We start from the raw sequence: 21,292 nt of genomic DNA, 5'->3' as shown, positions 1-21,292 counted from the left end.
TAATATTTTTGTCTTTATTATTATTTTTGAAGAAAAACAATAATTTTAGAGACACTAAAACGGCGCCAAACCCGTTATACGCTATGATGAAGAAAATTACAATTTTATATGCGCTATTGATTTCTACGTTTATTTCGGCACAGAAATCGATTCACATAGACATAAACTGGAAAGATGTAGAAATAAACACTTCTACTATTTCATTTACAGTTCCTGGGTTTGATGAAGAAAATTTTGAATACCAGGATGACTTAGGAGTTCAATTTGTGACCAGATGGGAAGAAACTTCTCCGATAAATGATCAGACAGCAAGACTAGAAAACGTAGTATATAAAAGTATTTCTAGACAAGAGTTAAAAGGTTTGAATATTGATTTTATTCCAAGAAAGTTAAGCTATAATATTAGGTCTACATCGGCCAGGAATAAAAAAGCAGGCTTTTTAAGTGTTTTTCCTATTATAAGAACAGGTAATAGCTTTAAGAAAATCATTTCATTTGATGTGGTTTATCAAATAGGAAGAAGCGCAAGTGCAGTTGCGAAGAGAGCTCCTATAACTAATTCCGTATTGGCTACAGGAGACTGGTTTAGATTTTATGTGGATAAAACAGGTGTTTTTAGGATTACTCCAGAGTTCTTAGCTAGCTTAGGAATGAATGTTAGTGCTATTAATCCTAGTACCATAAAAATTTATGGTAATGGAGGTCGAATGTTACCATTGCTTAATGAAGAAAATAATGAGTTCGATCTTAGAGAAAATGCTATTCAGGTAGTAGGTGGGGAAGATGGTACTTTTTCTGGAAGTGATTACATTTTATTTTATGGTGAAGGGACTGAAGGATATTATAGCGAAGAAAATATTACGAACCTAAATTTATATGCTGATAAGTCTTATTATTACATAACTGCGGATGGGTCTAATGGAAGAAGGATCTCTAATTACACAGAGCCAACGGGAACAGCAGTAACTCAGATAAACTCGTTTACAGATTATCAGTTTTACGAAGTAGACGAATATAATATAGTGAAAGTAGGTAGAAGATGGTTTGGTGATAGATTTGATATACAAAGTGATCGCACCTATGATTTTGACTTTCCTAATTTAATTACTTCAGAACCCATAGAACTTAATGTTTATGCTGCGGCTACATCGGCTAGAACCTCTAGTATGAATGTAACAGTCAATGGCACTCAAGAAGCAATTTTGAGTTTTTCGCAGATCACTGGAACTACTTTAGGTTCTCCTAGAAACATTACTCAAGATATAACATCATCATCAGATAGAATAACAGTTGGGTTAAGCTATAATAATAATGGTAATCCCTCAGCAATAGGATATCTTGATTTTATAAGTCTGGAGGCTAAAAGAGCTCTTACAGGAACGAATAGTCAGATGCCATTTGTTTATGAGGAAGCGGCCACTTTAACCGGTATAGGTCAATATAATATAACTAATGCTTCGTCAATATCTCAGGTATGGGATGTTACCAATCCTGAGGCGATTAGTCGAATTTCAAATGATAATAATGCTGCCACTCTTAGCTTTAAAGCTACAATGGGTGAGGCTAGGCAGTATATATCAGTTGTTCCTACAGATTATTTTAATCCATTAGCTGACCAGACCAGTAGGGTAAATAATCAGGATATTAAAGGAACTATATTTTTAAATAGCCAAGGTCAATTCGAAGATATTGATTATTTAATTGTAGCAAATAATGATTTAGTGCAATCTGCTAATCGTTTAGCAGATCATCATCGCAATCTTAATAATTATAATGTAAAAGTAGTTACATTAGACCAAATATATCACGAATTTGGAAGTGGTAAGCAAGACATTTCCGCCATTAGGAATCTTGTGAGATATATTTATGATAATGCTTCAGATCCAAATGAGCGACTAAAATATGTATGTCTTTTTGGAGATGCTTCTGTGGATTATAAAGGAATATTACTTAGAGAAAATTGTCCGGACAGTAATATTGTACCCACCTTTGAAAGTTTGAGTAGTTTTTCTTTGGTAAGTTCTTTCGCAACCGATGATTTCTTTGGTTCAATGGATCCTGTAGAAGGAAGAATGATTTCTAGTGATCAATTAGATGTTGCAGTAGGACGAATTTTAGCAGATTCTCCACAATTAGCAGATGCTATGGTTACTAAAATCATCAACTATGATAGTGAGCAATCTTATGGAAGATGGAGGAATTCTGTTCTGTTAATTGCAGATGATGTTGATGAAGATTGGGAGGAAACTATTCAGAGAAATTTAGATGAGCTTGGTGATGATTTAATAGTAAGGAAACCGTACCTAAACCTAGCGAAAATATATGCCGATGCTTTTCAACAAGAGTCTTCAGCATCAGGGAGTAGGTATCCTAAAGTAAATGAAGCAATCTCCACTGCTATAGAAAAAGGTGCTGTGGCAATAGATTATTTTGGTCATGGTGGAGAAGATGGCCTAGCAAAAGAATTTATATTTAATAAGTCCGATGCGGTAGATTTAGCAAATACAAATCGCCTTCCTATATTTATAACGGTTACTTGTGAATTTACAAAATTCGATAACCCTTGTAGGGATTCTGCAGGTGAGCTTACCTATTGGAATACACAAGGTGGAGCAGTAGGTTTAATTAGTACTACCAGAGATGTTATCGTTACATTTGGTATTTCAGTAAATGACCGATTATCAGAATTTTTGTTTCCTGATGGGTCTGAATATCCCTCAATCGCTGAAGCAGTTCGGCAATTAAAGAATACCTATACAACCAATAGTAGGCGAGTAGTGTTCTTTTTTGGAGATCCTGCAATGAAAATGGCAATTCCTAAACCAAATATTCGGTTAACTGCTATTAATGATGCTCCTGTAACGGGAACAGTAGACACTTTTGAAGCCTTAGCTAGGATGAAAATTTCTGGAGAAGTGGTCAGCGAATCAGGTACTTTATTGTCTGATTATAATGGTGTTTTGTCTACTACAATATATGATAAAGATGTGGATAGAGTTACATTAGCCAATGATGGTGTACGAAATAGTTCGGGAGAAATCATTAAGTTAGACTTTGAAACCCTTGGAGAAATTATTTTTAGAGGAAAAGCATCTATCACAAATGGATTGTTCGATTTTGAATTTATAGTTCCTAGAGACATAGGTATACCAGTAGATAATGGAAGGATAAGTTTTTATGCATCAAGAAATGGAGCTTTAGAGGATCAAACAGGATCAGACGAAACCATCTTAGTAGGTGGACTCAATGAAAATGCACCTGAGGATAATGTGGGGCCACAAATTCAATTGTTTATGAATGATGAAAGTTTTGTTTCTGGTGGTGTAACTAATGACTCTCCCATATTAATAGCAAAATTAGAAGATGAAAATGGAATAAATACAGCTAGTGGGATTGGTCATGATATTTCGGCAATACTAGATGGAGATGAATCTAATCCTTTTATTTTAAATGATTTTTATGAAACCGAATTGGATGATTTTACTAGAGGTGTTGTCAATTTCAAGTTCAGAGATTTGGAACCTGGTTTACATACGCTCATATTCAAAGGTTGGGATGTTTATAACAATTCTTCTACACAAGAAATACAATTTGTTGTAGCAGATGCATCAGGTTTTGCACTTAATAATGTATTAAATTATCCTAATCCTTTCGTAAGTCATACCGAGTTTTGGTTTGAGCATTCTGGGGCAATAAATGATGTTTTGGAAGTTCAGGTTCAGGTGTTTACCGTTTCTGGAAAAGTAATTTGGACCAACAATCAAACCTTATCTGGTAAAACGAGTTATCGAGAAGACATCCAGTGGGATGGGCGAGATGATTTTGGAGATAAATTAGGAAAAGGAGTATACGTATACAAGATATCTGTAAAATCGACGTTAACAAATCAGCGGGTTGAGAAATTTGAAAAACTCGTCATCTTATAATAACTAAATAACTATATATTTGTCTAAATTAATTTTCACATGAGAAAAATCATAATCCTTGGCTTAGTGTTTTTCACACTATTCAACTACAAGACACAGGCACAAGAAGAACCGAATCGAGCTATAACAACAGCTACGCCATTTCTTTTAATTGCAGCAGATGCTAGAGCAGCTGGTCTAGCTGATCAAGGGGTTGCAACTTCAGCAGATGCATTTTCACAACAATGGAATCCTGCAAAGTATGCGTTTATTGGTAAGCAACAGGGAGTTGGTATTAACTATACCCCTTATCTGAGTAATCTAGTTGATGATATCTTTTTAGGGAGTGTAAATTACTATAACCGTTTTGGGCAAGATGGTAGAAGTGCTGTTGCAGCTAGTTTTAGATATTTTAGTTTGGGAGATATCGAATTTAGACAAGGGCCTAATGATGAACCAAATGTTCAAAAACCAAATGAATTAACATTAGATGTTTCTTATGCATTACAATTAAGTCCAACATTTTCTATGGGTATTGCTGGTCGTTATTTGAGATCAGATTTAAGATTGCAAGGTTTGGGAGCCGATGCAAGTGCTGCAGGAAGTTTTGGAGTTGATGTAGCTGCTTTTTACCGTAGTGAAGAAATAGCATATAATTCTTTTAATGGTAGATGGAGAGCTGGATTAAATATTTCTAATATAGGACCTAAAATCAAGTATGATGATGCAGGTCAGGAAAACTTTATACCAACTACCTTTAGATTAGGTGCTGGATTTGATTTCCTATTAGATGAATATAACAGGATTACACCTTCTTTAGAATTTGCTAAACTATTAGTTCCTAGTCCACAAGATTTTGATGGAGATGGTGATATCGATGCAGAAGATAATGCGGAGTACCAAAGTATCAGTTCTTTTGGAGCAATATTCTCTTCATGGGGAGATGCTGATGGAGGTTTTAGCGAAGAATTACAAGAATTCACATGGTCTCTGGGAGCGGAGTATGTTTATAAAGATGTTTTCTCTTTTAGAGGAGGATACTTTAACGAAGCTGAAGAAAAAGGAGCACGTAAATTTGTGTCTCTTGGTCTTGGATTTAAGTATACCATAGTGAATCTAGATGTGTCATATTTATTTAACGCTTCTTCTGTACAGAGTCCATTAGAAGGAACACTTCGTTTTGGTCTTTCATTCAATTTTGGAGAAGATTTTTACGACAGATAAAAATTTCAGAAATAATATAAGAAAAAGTATCAGGCTTTATGTTTGATACTTTTTTTGTTTATAGTACATTGTGCAATCCTTTAAGAATATTATATAATCAATAATTTCTGATATCGATATTTTTAAAAGAGACAAAAAAGTGGTAGTAAGGATTCTCAATTTTGTAATCATTTTTTTGATATTTAATTACAAAAATGCAAGCATGTGAAAGAAATAGAAATTAAATCAACGCTACAGGTGTTCGACTCTTTCGAAGAATTACCATTAGATGTTCAGAGTTTGATGGAAAAATCTTTTAAAATAAGAGATCAAGCATATGCTCCGTATTCTGAATTCTTAGTAGGGGCAGCTTTGCTATTAGAAAATGATGAGATTGTGTTAGGAAATAATCAGGAAAATGCCTGTTATCCTTCAGGATTATGTGCTGAGAGAGTAGCTATTTACTCAGCAGGAGCTAACTTTCCTGGTGTGCCTATTATAAGAATGGCGCTTTCGGCAAAATCCCTAAAACATCAGTTAGTAATACCGACTCCACCCTGTGGAGCTTGTAGGCAAGCAATAGCAGAATATGAATTGAACCAAAAGAAGCCAATTGAGATTTATTTTATGGGAGAGACAGGAAAAGTAGTAAAATCTTACTCTTTAGCTAATTTATTGCCTCTTATTTTTGATAATTCGTATTTATAACGTTTTCGTAGATTTTTATCCAAAAACTGCTTTCTCCTTAGTAATGAATATCTTATTTTTGTTTTTCGCTTAATTGAAAAATTAGCAGAAAAATTCTGTAATTGTTAGAGAGGTCAGTTGTGAAACTGACTTAATTTTGAAATATCATTACATTTTAGATGAAAAAAGTAACCAAAGAAGTTTACCTGAAGTGGTACGAAGATATGCTCTTCTGGAGAAAGTTCGAAGACAAATTAGCACAAGTTTATATCCAACAAAAAGTAAGAGGATTTTTACATTTATATAATGGTCAAGAAGCTATTTTAGCTGGAGCATTACATGCAATGGATCTTACTAAAGATAGAATGATTACTGCATACCGTAACCATGTTCAGCCAATTGGAATGGGAGAAGATCCTAGACGTGTAATGGCAGAATTATATGGAAAAGGAACCGGAACTTCACAAGGAATGGGTGGTTCTATGCATATTTTTTCTAAAGAACATAGATTTTATGGAGGTCATGGTATCGTAGGAGGACAAATACCTTTAGGTGCTGGACTTGCATTCGCAGATAAATACCATAAAAGAGATGCAGTTACTTTAACATTTATGGGAGATGGTGCAACAAGACAAGGATCACTTCACGAAACGTTCAATTTAGCAATGCTTTGGAATTTGCCTGTAGTATTCTGTGTGGAAAATAACGGATATGCTATGGGAACTTCTGTTGAAAGAACTGCAAATCATACAGATATCTGGAAGTTAGGATTAGGTTATGAAATGCCTTGCGGACCAGTAGATGCTATGAATCCAGTAAAAGTAGCGGAAGCTATGGATGAAGCGATTACAAGAGCAAGAACAGGAGGTGGACCAACTTTCTTAGAGCTAAAAACGTATCGTTATAGAGGACATTCTATGAGTGATGCCCAAAAGTATCGTACAAAAGATGAGGTTGCAGAATATCAAAAAATAGATCCAATTACTCAGGTATTGGATGTTATCAAAGAAAAGAAATACGCAACGGATGATGAAATAGCAGCAATTGATAAAGCTGTAAAAGATAAGGTAGCAGAATGTCAAAAGTTTGCAGAAGAATCAGCATTCCCTGAAAAAAACCTTATGTATGATGTTGTTTACGAACAAGAAAATTATCCGTTTTTATCACACAAACCACAATAAATTATGGCTACAGTAATTAATATGCCGCGATTGAGCGATACCATGGAAGAAGGAGTGGTTGCGAAGTGGCTTGTTAAAAAAGGAGACAAGATTAGCGAAGGAGATATTCTTGCAGAAATTGAAACTGATAAAGCAACAATGGAGTTTGAATCCTTTTACGATGGGATTTTACTTCATATTGGGATAGAAGAAGGAGAAACAGCTCCTGTTGATAAACTATTGGCGATTATAGGAGATGAAGGAGAAGATATTTCAGGATTATTAAACGGAAGTACACCTTCTTCCTCATCTGATGAGCCAAAAGAAGGAAAGGTAGAAGAAACAAATACTAGTAGTGAGGCATCTGCTGAAATTCCTGAAGGAGTAGAGGTAATTACCATGCCAAGACTTAGTGATACTATGGAAGAAGGAACAGTGGCTTCTTGGCTTAAAAAAGTTGGAGAAACTGTCGAAGAAGGAGATATTCTAGCAGAGATAGAAACTGATAAAGCTACTATGGAATTTGAATCCTTCTACAATGGTACCTTACTGCATATTGGTATAGAAGAAGGACAAACAGCACCTGTGGATGCTTTATTAGCCATTATAGGGCCTGCAGGAACTGATGTGTCAGGTATAAAGGATGGAGGTGTCACAAAAGCTTCAGCTCCAACAAAAGCTGAAGACGCACCAGCTCCTAAAAAAGAAGAGCCAGTTGCCGCTTCTACAAATAATACATCATCTGGAGGAAGAATATTTGCTTCTCCTTTAGCTAAAAAGATTGCTGCTGATAAAGGAATTGATTTATCTCAGGTAAAAGGTACAGGAGAGAATGGAAGAATAGTTAAGAAAGATGTAGAATCATTTACTCCTGCTGCTGCACCGACAAGTGCTGACAGTGTTAAAGAAACAACTTCCACACCAACAGCACAACCATATGTACCTGCTGGAGAAGAAAGTTTTGAAGAAGTGAAAAATTCTCAGATGCGTAAAGCAATTGCTAGAGGACTTTCTGCTTCAAAGTTCAATGCACCTCACTATTATCTAACTGTAGAGGTAGATATGGAAAATGCAATGGCTTCCAGGAAATATATTAACGGGTTACCAGATACAAAAGTATCATTTAATGACATGGTTGTAAAGGCATGTGCGATGGCGCTTAGAAAACATCCACAAGTAAATACACAATGGTCTGATGATGTTACCAAGTATGCAAAACATATTAGTATCGGAGTTGCAGTTGCGGTACCTGACGGATTAGTAGTGCCAGTATTGCCTTTTACAGATCAAATGTCACTTACACAAATTGGAGCTAATGTAAAAGATTTAGCTGGTAAAGCAAGAAATAAAAAATTAACTCCTCAGGAAATGAGTGGAAGTACATTCACAGTTTCTAATTTAGGTATGTTCGGTATTCAGGAGTTTACTTCGATCATTAATCAACCTAATTCTGCTATATTATCTGTAGGTACTATTGTAGAGAAACCAGTTGTTAAAGATGGTCAGATCGTTGTAGGTAATACGATGAAAGTAACCTTAGCTTGCGATCATAGAACTGTTGATGGAGCTACAGGAGCACAGTTCTTACAAACCTTGAAACAATATCTGGAAAATCCAGTAACGATGTTAGCATAATTCCAGAAATGGAAATTTCATCCTATAGATCCTACTTCACAAGAAGTAGGATTTTTTATTTAATTCATTTCCATTAAAGTAAAACTTTTTCAAATTAATGAAAGCACATATTAGTAATATCCAAAGCACAACTTTATCAGATAAAACTTTCTTACTAAAAGAATATACCTTCAACTATCAGCATACAGAAGATGATATTGTCGAAGAACATTTAAGGGAGGTATATGATCATGGAGATGGAGCTTCTGTTTTATTATATAACCGATCTAAAAATACAGTTGTATTAACTCGACAATTTAGATTACCAACCCTTTTGAATGGGAGTTCATCGGGTATGAGTATAGAAGTATGTGCCGGATCTTTGGATGGTGATACTCCAGAAGTATGTGCTAAAAAAGAAGCGGAGGAAGAAACAGGATTTATTATTGAGACACTTGAAAAAGCATTTGAAGTATACGCTTCTCCAGCGGTAATGACAGAAATTGCCCATTTGTTTATTGCTGAGTATGATGATAATCAAAAGGTAAATAATGGTGGAGGTTTATCAGAAGAACAAGAATATATAGATGTTTTAGAGATCGAGTTCGAAAAAGCATTTGGTATGATAGCCTTAGGCGAGATCAAAGATGCAAGAACAGTAATGCTTTTACAATATCTAAAGATAAAAGGTATAATGAAAAGCTAATTCCAGTTAGATAAGTTCGCTTTTTAAGTATATTTAGCAAAAAATAATTCGTTAATCAAAATAAGAACTATAACGAGTATCACAAAAGGATATTAAATTATAGTAATGAAAGAAGTAAAAAAACAGAATATGAAACGTATTGCACTTTTTATAATAGCTATAGTGTTTATTAACTGTAAACAAGTAACTACAGCTCAGTCCAGTGAATCAAAAATTAAAGCTTCAGAAGTAGAAACTATTATGAATTTTTTGGCTAGTGATGAGTTAGAAGGCAGAGATACTGGATCTGAAGGATTGAAAAAAGCAGCAAAGTATATAGAAGATATATTTAAAGATGCTGGTATTAGTCCATATTTCGACACCTATTTACCATCTTTTGATGCGAAAGGAACGGAAACCTATAATGTAGTAGGATATTTAAAAGGTACAGATCCTGATTTGGCGAATGAATTTGTAATAGTGGGCGCTCATTTCGATCATATCGGAAAAGGAAAAGAAGTTAATGGAGATATTATTGCTAATGGCGCTAACGATAATGCTGCAGGAAGTACAGCTGTAATTTCTTTAGCCAAACATTTTGCAAAAGCTAAGGATAATAAGCGTAGCGTTCTGTTTGTGTTGTTTGGAGCAGAAGAAAAAGGTTTGCTTGGATCAAAGCATTTGGCTAAGGTTTTAAAAGAGAAAAACTTGAATCTATATACGATGGTAAATTTTGAAATGATTGGAGTACCGTTGAATGACAAGTCTTATAAAGCATATATCACAGGATTTGAAATATCTAATATGGCGGAGAAAATGAATGAATACGCAGGGAAGGAATTAATAGGGTTTCTGCCTAAAGCTAAAGAGTTTCAATTATTTCGCAGAAGTGATAACTATCCTTTTCATAAAGAATTTAATGTGCCTTGCCAAACGATTTCAACATTCGACTTCACTAACTATGACTACTACCATCATGTAGATGATGAAGTATCAGAAATGAATTTTGAATTTATGGCAGAACTTATCAACGATTGCGTTCCAGTAATGACAAACATATTGAATTCGAAAACACAGGAGATTAAACTCAAGTAACCCTTCGAAAAATACCTAAACGACTAAGTCTAGATCAAACCGAAATGTTTCTATGGCGATTCTATACGACCGCTAAGAAACGATAAAACAACCAAATGAAAAACGTAATAATTACCGGAGCCAGTAGGGGAATAGGATTCGAAATGGCAAAATTGTTCGCTGATGAAGGGCATCAGGTACTTGCACTTTCAAGAAATGAAAAACCTATATCAGCGTTAAACCACAAGAATATTCATGCTTTTTCTTGTGATTTATGTAGTTCCGATGATCTTTCAAAAGTGTCCAGTTATATTAAAGAAAATTGGAATAGCGTAGATATTTTGATCAATAACGCAGGTAAATTATTGAATAAACCTTTTGCAGAAATTAGTTCCGAAGAATTTGAAGAGGTATATAAAGTAAATGTTTTTGGGGTTGCGGAAATCACACGTTTATTACTTCCTTTTATGAAATCTGGAAGTCATGTTGTAACTGTAAGTAGTATGGGAGGAATACAAGGGAGTATGAAGTTTCCAGGTCTAGCGGCATATAGTTCTAGCAAGGGAGCAGTTATTACCCTAAGTGAATTATTGGCAGAAGAGTATAAAGAAAGTGGAATAGCGTTTAACGTTCTTGCACTAGGAGCAGTACAAACAGAAATGTTAGAAGAAGCATTTCCAGGATATCAAGCACCGTTGACTGCAACAGAAATGGCGACATATATCACTAATTTTTCACTTACTGGGAATAAGTTTTACAATGGTAAGGTATTGCAGGTTTCAAGTTCCACTCCTTGATTCATTAGCTCTTAAATTTTTGATTTTAAGTGTTATCTATTTAAGTAGATTAATTTTTCTATTTTAGAGAAGCTAATTTTCTTTAATAAATACTCACAAAATCATTTTAAATATGTCTAAAAAAATTAGATTACTTCTGCTATTGGTAATCTTAATTTCCTGTGCAAAAGAAAAACCAAATCTTACCGCAGAAATCAGTCAGAATTGGAAGTTTAAAAATACCAGAGATACACTTTGGCTTCCCGCTAATGTTCCTGGTACCGTTCATACCGATTTATTGAAAAACAAGAAAATCGAAGATCCATTTATTGGTAATAATGAAGAGAAACTACAATGGATTTCTGATGAAGATTGGGAGTATACTACAATATTTCAATTAGACGAAGAACAGTTAAAGAGAAAATATCATCAACTTCATTTTAAAGGATTAGATACCTATGCTACTGTTTTTTTGAATGATAGTTTATTGATCAATACAGATAATGCTTTTAGAACTTGGGATATTGATGTTTCTAATCGAGTTCGTAAAGACAATACGCTTAGCATTATATTTAAGCATACTGATACGATCGAAAAACAAAAGATGAGTAAACTAGCTTATGAACTTCCGGTATCGGGAAGAGTTTTTACTCGCAAGCCACAATTTCACTACGGATGGGATTGGGGTCCCACGTTCATTACTTCTGGCGTATGGAGACCAATTATTCTAGAATCTTGGGATGATGTTTTTTTAAATGATTTATATCTCAAACAACAATCCCTTACAGATCAAAAAGCATCGTTGCAAGCAAAGCTAGATCTTACCATAACATCAGAAATTGAGCTCACCTGCAAGGTTTATGTTAATGATTCTGTGGTTTTACAAAAAGAGATTGCTTCCGTTCCAGGAAATCACTTATACGATTTGGATTTTGAGATTTTGAAACCTAAAAGGTGGTGGACTCATAATCTAGGAGAACCATATCTATATGATATCAAACTACAGATAATTAAGGGTAGTAAAGAGATCGTTTCCAAGAGTGTTAAGAAAGGATTGCGTACTATAGAATTAATACAAGATCAAGACAGTGTAGGAAATACTTTTTATTTCAAATTGAATGATGTTCCTGTATTTATGAAAGGAGCCAACTATATTCCTCAACATATTTTTCAACCAGAAGTAAGGACTGAGGATTATCAACAAATCTTTACAGATGCTATGGCAGCCAATATGAATATGCTTCGTGTTTGGGGAGGAGGAATTTATGAAGAAGATATTTTCTACGATTTAGCCGATAAAAATGGAATCCTGGTTTGGCAAGATTTTATGTTTGCTTGTGCGATGTATCCTGGTGATGATGAGTTTTTAGAAAATGTAAAGCAAGAAGCTGTAGACAATATCAAAAGATTACGTAATCATTCAAGTATAGCTGTTTGGTGTGGCAATAATGAAAATAATGAAGCTTGGCATAATTGGGGTTGGCAAATCGATAGATTCGAAGAAGAAAAAGAAGAAATATGGAACAATTATCAAAAGCTTTTTAACGGAGTCTTGCCAGAAACTGTAGCAAGTTTAACAGATAACTCTTATTGGGAAAGTTCTCCTAAATACGGACGAGCAGATAAAAGATTTAAGCTAGAAGGAAGCGCACACGATTGGGGCGTATGGCATGATGCATTGCCTTTTGAAAGATTTGAAGAAGAAATACCAAGATTTATGAGCGAATATGGATTTCAATCTTTTCCATCCTATGAAGCAATTAAATATTTTACGCAGTTAGATAGCATCAATATTAATCATTCTAGTTTCCAAACACATCAAAAACATAATAGAGGGTTTTCATTAATTAAAGAATATATGGAAAGAGATTTTCCCGTTCCGTCTGATCCTGAAGATTATGTATATGTTAGTCAATTGTTACAAGCGTATGGTATAACGAAAGGTATTCATGCCCATAGAAGAGCAATGCCCTATAATATGGGATCGCTATATTGGCAGTTTAATGATTGTTGGCCAGTAGTATCTTGGTCTGGAATCGATGGATTAGGAAACTGGAAGGCCTTACATTACAAAGCAAAGAGAAGTTTTGAAGACTTAATACTGTCCTCACAAGTAAAAAATGATTCTTTATATCTACATGTTGTGAATGATCATCTTGAAGACAAAGAAGGAGCTTTAAAGATAACGTTCATGGATTTTGAAGGGAATGTATTGTGGAAGAATAAAGTGAATATAAAAGCCAAAGCGAATGCCTCAACAAAAGTATTAGAGCAAAAAATACCAAATGAAATTGTAGATGCACAAAGCGTGGTCATTACAACTGAATTTGAAGGAGAAAAAGCTAATTTTTACTTGGTGCGTCCGAAAGATCTAAGATTACCAGAGCATAACGTGCAATTAGAGATGACAAAGGTTTCAGAGGGGTACGAAATAATAGTTTCATCTTCATCATTACAAAAAGATGTATTTCTGTACACTGATAAGAAAGGACATTTTGAAGATAATTTTTTTGATATTTTACCAGGAGAAACCAAAAAGCTTTTATTTCAAACTAAAGGCGATATAGAGCTTGAAGATATTAAAGTCAAAACATTGAATAGTGTTATGAAAACCACATCTGTGTAAGAAATGGATAGGAGGATAAGTCATATAAAAATTCTATTAATTTTCTATCTAATCAGTAGCTGTAGTAAGGCTCAAGATCCTGTAGTGTTTGAGGGTCTTATTCCTCTGCCAAAAGAACAAAAAGTAGGAAAAGGTCATTTTCTGTTTTCTCAAAATACGTCCATAAAGTATCATCCAGATCTTAAAAAAACTGTAGCGTATTTTAATAAATTGGTTGAAAAAGGAATTGGAAAATCGTTGGAAATACAAACTTCTAAAAATTCGAATTTTGTTTCTTTTGAAATAGATACTACCATCACTAATATAGAAGGATATCAACTAACCATTTCTGAGAAAGAAGTTTTGATCCATTCCAAAGATCCTAAAGGTAGTTTCTATGCAATCCAGACGTTACGACAATTATTCCCGCCTTGTTTTGAAAATAATAGTTGTAATACCCCATTACAATTACCAGTGATTTCAATTTCTGATGCGCCTAGATTTTCGTATCGAGGAATGCATTTAGATGTAGGACGACACCTTTTTTCTGTTAAGGAGATCAAACAATATATAGAGATTCTTTCCTTATTAAAGTTCAATACGTTTCATTGGCATCTTACCGAAGATCAAGGTTGGCGAATCGAAATCAAAAAATATCCGAAGCTGACACAAGTAGGAGCGTATCGAAAGGAGACTTTGGTAGGCCATTATAATGATCAACCACATCAATTTGATGGAAAAAAATATGGAGGATTTTATACACAGGAAGAAGTAAAAGAGATTGTTGCATTTGCGCAAGAACGGAATGTTACGATCATCCCTGAAATCGAAATGCCAGGGCATTCTAAAGCCGCAATTGCAGCATATCCAGAACTTGGTTGTGGAGATAAAAATATAGAAGTTGCCACAAAATGGGGAGTTTTTGAAGATGTGTATTGTCCAACCGAAAAGACATTTACTTTTTTACAAGATGTGTTGGATGAGGTTATGGAACTTTTTCCGAGTGAATATATTCATATCGGAGGAGATGAAACCCCAAAAGTACAATGGAAAACTAATAAATATTGTCAGAATCTCATTCAGAAAGAAGGACTTAAAGATGAGTTTGGGCTACAAAGTTATTTTATCAAAAGAATTGAAAAATATTTGAATAGTAAAGGAAGAAAAATTATTGGTTGGGATGAAATTCTAGAAGGTGGTTTAGCGCCAAATGCTGTAGTAATGTCCTGGAGAGGCACAGAAGGAGCTATTTCTGCGGTTAAAGAAAAGCATCAAGCTATTTTAACACCATCTTCTCATTGCTACTTTGATTATTATCAGAGTGACAGAACCGATGAACCTCTGGCGATAGGAGGTTATTTGCCATTAGAGAAAGTATATAGTTTTGAGCCAATTCCAGACGGAATATCAAAAGAAGAAGCAACATACATTATTGGAGCTCAAGGAAATGTTTGGACTGAGTATATGAAAACTTTTGATAAAGTAACTTATATGGCATTTCCTAGAGCTATAGCGTTAAGTGAAGTAGTTTGGAGTCCAGCTGAAACAAAGAACTATTCCGATTTTGTAAATCGATTAGTGCCTTTTCAAAAACGATTAGATATGCTAGGTATTCATTATGCAAATCATTTATATGAAATTAATGGAGATATAGATGTTACGAATCACAATGTAAAGTACTCTTTAGAAACATTTTTTAAGGATAAAACGATTAGATACACTTTAGATGGAACTGATCCGATTGGAACTTCATTAGTATATAACCAACCTATTTTGATCGACAAAAATTATATGCTAAAAGCGAAGGTCTTTCAAGGAAAAGAGCCTTTGGGAGCTTTATTTACTCAGAATTTTTTAATGCATAAAGCAATTGGTGCTGCCGTAACTATAGATACAGAACCACATCCATCATTCAATGCTGGTGGTAAAGAAGCTTTAATAAATGGGATAAATGGTAGTAATAATAGGTATGGCGATAAAGAGTGGTTAGGATTTTGGGGAGACGATCTGGAAATTACTTTAGATCTAACACAAGTATCGGAAATACATGCAATAAAAACTCGGTTTTATAATGCAAATGGACAGTGGATCTATGCACCCAAAAAGGTTGAAGTTTCCTTCTCTAATGATAATGTTTTCTATTCCTCTAGAATTTATAAGGAGTTAGATGTGAGATTTTTAGAAGGGTCAATTGTGCCAATTACAATTGATAATAATATAAAATGTCGTTTTATAAAAATAAAAGTCAAAAACTATGGTGTCATTCCAGAAGGGCTACAAGGAGCAGGAAATAAAGCCTGGACGTTTATTGATGAAATTATTGTGGAATAATAAATAGTATATCATTCTTGTGAAAACAATTACAATGGAAATTTGTGCTAATTCCTTTGAGTCTGCTGTGAATGCGGAAAAAGGTGGAGCAGATAGAATTGAACTATGTTCAGAATTGGCAGTAGGAGGGATTACTCCTTCTTATGGTTTGATAAAAAAGACTGTAGAAGAAATTGCTATTCCTATTCACGTATTGATTAGACCCCGAAGCGGAAACTTTACGTATTCAGATACTGAATTCGATATTATGAAAAGAGATATTGTTTTTTGCAAGTCCATAGGTTGCACTGGAATTGTTTCTGGGGTATTACACGAAGATCATACACTAGATGTAAAAAGGACTGCAGAATTGATTCAGCTTGCTTCACCACTATCTTTTACATTTCATAGAGCCTTTGATTGGATCCCTAATCCAGAAAAGACAATTCGAATTTTAGAAGAGATAGGAGTACATCGAGTTTTAACATCAGGTCAGGAGGTAAAAGCACTGGATGGTATTAATTTACTTGTAAAGCTAAGGGATAAAGTTTCAAAATTAAAGATTTTACCTGGAGGGGGAATTAATGCAGATAATGCTAAAGTTTTTAAAGACAATAATTTCGAAGAAATACATTTATCTGCAATTTCAATTGTAAAATCAGGAACACCTGTTAAATTATCTATGAATAATCTTAAGATGGTTGATGATGACTTGACTACGTTTTCGGATTTACAAAAAATTCAGAAAATTAAAGAAGCTATAAAATGATAAGGTAATTTTTTTGTAATAATTGTCGATTAAGAGTAGGGTTTTTACTAGTACAACTGTTTTTTATGTATGTCACACAGTTTAATAATTTACTCTTAATTCAAAAAAATGAAAAAATTTTTATTTTGTTTGTTATGTTGTTTTTACATAACAAGTTTGTTTTCACAACAAGGGGTTGGTCCAAGTACGATTGCAAAAGGAAACTACAAAGGAAAAACCAAACCGTTTAAAGATTATCCAACTATTAGTCAGTCTAAAGCGGAAGAATCTGTTAAGGATCTTACAATAATTTTTAATAATCTTCGAGCTAATGAAAAAGTAAATCAAAATGCTTTGCCAATAGGTCCTGATCCTAAAAGACAGGAACAGTTTGGTATATCTGCGAATAATAATTTAGGGCTTAATATAGAAGGTATAGACCGTAATGATGCAGGAGGCGCATTACCTCCTGATCCATCAGGAGCAGTTGGTCCTAATCATTATGTTCATGGAGTTAATGTTGCTATAAAGATATTTGATAAAAGTGGGAATGTGTTGGCAGGTCCTACTTCATTATCTGATTTTTTAGGTTCTGGTAACAATGATGGAGATCCAATAATCATGTATGATCACTTAGCAGATCGATTTTTTGTAAGCCAATTCAGAGTTTCTGATAATGCCTTAATCGTAGCTATTTCAGAAACACCAGATCCTACAGGAGCTTATAATATGTATGAGTTTCCATTAGATGCATTTCCTGATTATCCTCATTATGCTATCTGGCCAGATGGATATTATTTAACCGCAAATAAAAACGCAGGAAATACTACATATGTTTTAGATCGTCAGGCGATGATTGCGGGAGATCCAGATGCTCAAATTATAGGATTTGATCTTCCAGGAATTGAAAGAAATCCTAATACCGTTTTTAGTCCAGAGCCTGCAAATTTGGTTGGAAACGACTTTCCTGTAGATGTACCTGGGTATATTGTGTATTTCCAAGATGATGGATGGAGTAATTCAATTACCCAAGATGAATTAAAAATATGGGAGATTGATATCGATTTTACCAATCCAGGTAATAGTACAATCTCACAACCTTTAGATATTCCTATTACTGCTTTTGATAGCGTTTTTGCGCCGTTTGGAACGGGAGACGTGGAACAACCTGGAACTTCTCAAAAGGTCGATATGATAGGAGGAGTGATATCGTATGCGGCTAACTATAGATCGTTTACAGATCATAACTCTTGGTTGATTACTTTTAACGTAGATGTAGATGGTAATGATACTGCAGGAATTCGTTGGATAGAATTAAGAAATAGTGATACCGAAGGTTGGTCTGTATACCAAGAAGGAACGTATGCTCCAAATGACGGGCATAGTAGATTTATGGGTAGTGGATGTATTGATGCTTTAGGAAACATCGGTCTAGCATTTAATATTGCAAGTGCAACACTAGAGCCTGGTATTAGATATACTGGACGATATGTAAATGATCCATTAGGACAAATGACATTAGCAGAAGAGACTATTATAGATGGAGCAGGAGTACAGACAATATCAAATAGATTCGGTGATTATTCTCACTTAACGATGGATCCTGATCAATTTACTTTTTGGCATACGGCTGAATATTTTAAAGATGATAATATATGGGCCACTAGAATTGCTTCTTTCAGTCTTACTTCTGGTTTGCCTACTGATGTTGGGGTAAGTGCTATTGTTTCGCCAAATGACGGCTTGCTTACCAATGCAGAAACTGTAGAGGTAAATATTAGAAATTTTGGTACAGATCCTCAACAAAATATTCCTGTAGAATTAAGAGTTGATGGGGTTTTAATCGCTACTGAAACTTTTACAGGTACAGTGAATCCAAATGAATCCGTAAGTTATACGTTTACTGCTACTGTTGATCTTTCTAATCCAGGGCAAGTATATACCATAGAAGCAAATACTGTGTTAACAGGTGATGGGTTAGCACAAAATGATGACGCTTCAAAAGAAGTTAAAAGTTTATTAGCAAGAGATGTAGGTGTTGTTGATATTTCTGCTCCTTCAACTGGATCAGGATTAGGTTTAGAAGATGTAATAGTGGATATCACTAATTTTGGAGGAGAAACTGCTACCAATATAGAAGTACAATACATTTTAGATGGAGGTACACCTGTTGTAGAGACTGTTCCGGGACCAATTGCACCGCAAGAAACTGTTAGTTATACATTTACAGCTCAGGCAGATTTAAGTACGATTAATGTTACTTATACGATAGATGCTAGAACAAATTTTAATGGAGATCAATTAGCAAGTAACGATGATTTTTCTAAAAGCGTTACTCATACAGTTTGTACGCCAGAGGCTACTGCGGGATGTAATGTAGATGGAATTAAACAATTTGTTCTTAATACAATTAACGCCGATGATGGAGGTAGTGGGTGTAATACAGAAGGAGGTCTTAACGTTAACGGGTATTCGGACCGTACTAATCTATCTACCGTATTATCTAATGTTGATGGAGATAATGAATATATATTACAAGCACAACACAATTGGCAAGATGGAGCTGATATAGAAGCACTTTCGGTTTGGATCGATTTTAACGATAACTTTATATTCGAACCATCTGAGCAGCTAATTGCAGGAGAATTTTTCCGATCTTTTGGTGTTTTAGAAGACTTTAATTTGGTAATCCCAGTCGGAGCTAATCCAGGAAGTCACATTTTAAGAGCGAAAGCTATTGATACATCAGCAGGTGGAGATATTAATGATCCTTGTGGGGATTTTGATTTCGGAGAGGTACACGACTACACTGTAGAAATTGATCAGACATTAAGTGTAGATGAAAGAGAATTTAACAATGCTCAATTAACAGTGTTAACGAAACCAGATAATAAGTTTGAAATTAGTTTGGTTCCTCAGAATACATTAGATACAGAAATTTATATCGGTGTGTTTAATATGTTAGGACAACAACTAAAAGCATCTTCTCTTAGCCGAATAGGAAATGAGTATAGAATAAATGTAGATATGGCACAAGCAACAACAGGCCTATATTTCTTTAGAATAGGAGATGGGAGCAATCGATTTGTGAAAACTGTAAAGGTAGCAGTGCAATAAAACTTTTAGGTTGATTAGAATTTGTAAGCGGTTGTGACCAAATTTATAGGTTGCAACCGCTTTGTTTATAGGATACAATTTAATTTGAAGATTATAAGATGGTTTTACTCTTCATCCATCCATAATATAGGATATATCCGTAACAACAAATCACTAAAATAAATGCAAGCTTAAAGCCTATATGATCAGTTAGCAAACCAAATAAAGGAGGGATAATCGCTCCTCCTACTATAGCCGTACATAACAATCCCGAAGCTTTTGGTTTTAAATCTCCCAGTCCATCGATGGCCAAAGTAAATATAGTTGGAAACATAATGGAATTAAATAATCCAACTGCCAGAATACTCCACATAGCTATGTAACCACTAGTAGCGATAGAAATTAATATTGATATGATTGCCAAAGAAGCGAAAAGTGCTAAAACTTTTCCTGGTTTCATGATTTTGGTAAGATAAGACCCCACAAAGCGCCCAATCATAGCCCCAGACCAATAAAAAATTACAAAAATTCCAAGTAGTGCTTTTGCATCTGCTCCTTCCAAACTTTTAAAGAAAATAGTGGCAACAAAATCAGCTATACTCATCATAGTACTACTCTCTTTAATAAGAGGAACCATATTCATGTCTAGAAAATAATTGACCAAATAGCTACCAATAGCTACTTCTGCACCTACATAAAAGCAAATACCTAAGACTCCTAAAATAAGTCCTTTTTTTGCAAAAGCTTCCGCATAAGTTCCAGTAGATGTTTCATTAATTAGTTTTGGGAGTTTGGCAAAAAAGAAAATACCACTTATCGCGATTATAAATACTGCTAAACCTAAAAAAGGATTTTGAACAGCAGCAGCTTCTGATGCTAAATACGTTTCCTTAACACTTTCCGATAATTGCTCGATTTCCTCCTTACTTTTGATAGTATCGCTTAAAATAAATAACGCTCCTACTGCAGGTGCGATTGCGGTCCCAAGTGAGTTAAAAGCTTGGGAGAGATTTAGTCGACTCGATGCTCCATCTTCACTACCTAGTACAGCCACAAAAGGATTAGCGGCAACTTGCAAAATGGTCATTCCGCCAGCGAGTATAAAATAAGCCAGCATAAAAATCCCGAAAACTCGATAGGAAGCTGCTGGATAAAATAGTAAACAACCTGTTGCCATGGTTAATAACCCTAAAATAATTCCTTTTTTATATCCAATTTTTGAGAGAATGTAACTAGCAGGAATGGATAATAAAAAATAGGCTCCAAAAAAGGCAAATTGTACTAATCCTGCCTGAAAATAAGATAAGGTAAATAGCTCTCTTAGTCTAGGGATTAAAGAATCTACTAACACCGTAATAAAACCCCAAAGAAAAAAGAGTAGAGTTAACAAGATAAAAGAACTACGATAAGATGTGTTGTTTGACATGGT

The 21,292-nt window shown here is 34.5% G+C and carries 13 protein-coding genes; 12 read left to right on the top strand and 1 reads right to left on the bottom strand.

The window, feature by feature from the left end; translation table 11 throughout:
- Positions 1-83: 83 nt before the first annotated feature.
- The 12 genes from porU (at position 84) to Q1B37_RS18575 (ending at position 19,884) form a co-directional block, all read left to right on the top strand.
- Entirely contained in the window at positions 84-3,926 is a 3,843-nt protein-coding gene (gene porU, locus Q1B37_RS18630; RefSeq protein WP_366944335.1) for a type IX secretion system sortase PorU, read from the top strand.
- A gap of 39 nt (positions 3,927-3,965) precedes the next feature.
- Positions 3,966-5,129, top strand: a complete 1,164-nt coding sequence (porV, locus tag Q1B37_RS18625) for a type IX secretion system outer membrane channel protein PorV (protein ID WP_299608672.1) — start codon at positions 3,966-3,968, stop codon at positions 5,127-5,129.
- A 204-nt stretch (positions 5,130-5,333) separates the two neighbouring features.
- Positions 5,334-5,816: a cytidine deaminase gene (locus Q1B37_RS18620; protein ID WP_299901135.1), complete on the top strand. Its 483-nt coding sequence runs from the start codon at positions 5,334-5,336 to the stop codon at positions 5,814-5,816.
- 158 nt (positions 5,817-5,974) lie between these two features.
- A complete protein-coding gene (gene pdhA, locus Q1B37_RS18615; RefSeq protein ID WP_299608667.1) occupies positions 5,975-6,976 on the top strand; it encodes a pyruvate dehydrogenase (acetyl-transferring) E1 component subunit alpha in 1,002 nt (333 codons plus the stop codon).
- A gap of 3 nt (positions 6,977-6,979) precedes the next feature.
- Positions 6,980-8,590 (top strand): pyruvate dehydrogenase complex dihydrolipoamide acetyltransferase, encoded by a 1,611-nt coding sequence (locus tag Q1B37_RS18610; RefSeq protein ID WP_299901132.1) that lies wholly within the window; start codon positions 6,980-6,982, stop codon positions 8,588-8,590.
- A gap of 97 nt (positions 8,591-8,687) precedes the next feature.
- Positions 8,688-9,275, top strand: a complete 588-nt coding sequence (locus Q1B37_RS18605) for an NUDIX domain-containing protein (RefSeq protein WP_299901129.1) — start codon at positions 8,688-8,690, stop codon at positions 9,273-9,275.
- A 129-nt stretch (positions 9,276-9,404) separates the two neighbouring features.
- Positions 9,405-10,349 carry a M20/M25/M40 family metallo-hydrolase gene (locus Q1B37_RS18600; RefSeq protein ID WP_299901126.1) on the top strand — a complete coding sequence of 315 codons (945 nt, stop codon included), beginning with the start codon at positions 9,405-9,407 and terminating at the stop codon, positions 10,347-10,349.
- 95 nt (positions 10,350-10,444) lie between these two features.
- Entirely contained in the window at positions 10,445-11,125 is a 681-nt protein-coding gene (locus Q1B37_RS18595) for an SDR family oxidoreductase (RefSeq protein ID WP_299901123.1), read from the top strand.
- Between the two features lie 112 nt (positions 11,126-11,237).
- On the top strand, positions 11,238-13,730 hold the full coding sequence (locus Q1B37_RS18590; protein ID WP_299901120.1) for a glycoside hydrolase family 2 protein: 2,493 nt from the start codon (positions 11,238-11,240) through the stop codon (positions 13,728-13,730).
- A gap of 3 nt (positions 13,731-13,733) precedes the next feature.
- Positions 13,734-16,040 (top strand): beta-N-acetylhexosaminidase, encoded by a 2,307-nt coding sequence (locus Q1B37_RS18585; protein ID WP_299901117.1) that lies wholly within the window; start codon positions 13,734-13,736, stop codon positions 16,038-16,040.
- 19 nt (positions 16,041-16,059) lie between these two features.
- Entirely contained in the window at positions 16,060-16,788 is a 729-nt protein-coding gene (locus tag Q1B37_RS18580; RefSeq protein ID WP_366944334.1) for a copper homeostasis protein CutC, read from the top strand.
- A 108-nt stretch (positions 16,789-16,896) separates the two neighbouring features.
- Positions 16,897-19,884, top strand: coding sequence for a GEVED domain-containing protein (locus tag Q1B37_RS18575; protein WP_299901115.1), 2,988 nt, complete (start codon positions 16,897-16,899; stop codon positions 19,882-19,884).
- A gap of 91 nt (positions 19,885-19,975) precedes the next feature.
- On the opposite strand, the gene Q1B37_RS18570 is transcribed toward Q1B37_RS18575, so the two are convergent.
- Positions 19,976-21,289, bottom strand: a complete 1,314-nt coding sequence (locus tag Q1B37_RS18570; protein ID WP_299901112.1) for a sugar MFS transporter — start codon at positions 21,287-21,289, stop codon at positions 19,976-19,978.
- Between the last annotated feature and the right edge of the window lie 3 nt (positions 21,290-21,292).

Origin of the sequence: uncultured Aquimarina sp. (assembly GCF_947492965.1) — a bacterium.
In the GTDB taxonomy this organism is placed as follows: domain Bacteria; phylum Bacteroidota; class Bacteroidia; order Flavobacteriales; family Flavobacteriaceae; genus Aquimarina.
Note: the sequence above shows the minus strand (reverse complement) of the source record. Positions and strands in the feature narration are given on the sequence as shown.

What these genes read in the sequence shown, in the direction of transcription:
- porU (WP_366944335.1), top strand. Translation starts at nt 84, where the DNA reads ATGATGAAGAAAATTACAATTTTATATGCGCTATTGATTTCTACGTTT.
- porV (WP_299608672.1), top strand. Translation starts at nt 3,966, where the DNA reads ATGAGAAAAATCATAATCCTTGGCTTAGTGTTTTTCACACTATTCAAC.
- pdhA (WP_299608667.1), top strand. Translation starts at nt 5,975, where the DNA reads ATGAAAAAAGTAACCAAAGAAGTTTACCTGAAGTGGTACGAAGATATG.
- Q1B37_RS18610 (WP_299901132.1), top strand. Translation starts at nt 6,980, where the DNA reads ATGGCTACAGTAATTAATATGCCGCGATTGAGCGATACCATGGAAGAA.
- Q1B37_RS18605 (WP_299901129.1), top strand. Translation starts at nt 8,688, where the DNA reads ATGAAAGCACATATTAGTAATATCCAAAGCACAACTTTATCAGATAAA.
- Q1B37_RS18600 (WP_299901126.1), top strand. Translation starts at nt 9,405, where the DNA reads ATGAAACGTATTGCACTTTTTATAATAGCTATAGTGTTTATTAACTGT.
- Q1B37_RS18595 (WP_299901123.1), top strand. Translation starts at nt 10,445, where the DNA reads ATGAAAAACGTAATAATTACCGGAGCCAGTAGGGGAATAGGATTCGAA.
- Q1B37_RS18590 (WP_299901120.1), top strand. Translation starts at nt 11,238, where the DNA reads ATGTCTAAAAAAATTAGATTACTTCTGCTATTGGTAATCTTAATTTCC.
- Q1B37_RS18585 (WP_299901117.1), top strand. Translation starts at nt 13,734, where the DNA reads ATGGATAGGAGGATAAGTCATATAAAAATTCTATTAATTTTCTATCTA.
- Q1B37_RS18575 (WP_299901115.1), top strand. Translation starts at nt 16,897, where the DNA reads ATGAAAAAATTTTTATTTTGTTTGTTATGTTGTTTTTACATAACAAGT.
- Q1B37_RS18570 (WP_299901112.1), bottom strand. Translation starts at nt 21,289, where the DNA reads ATGTCAAACAACACATCTTATCGTAGTTCTTTTATCTTGTTAACTCTA.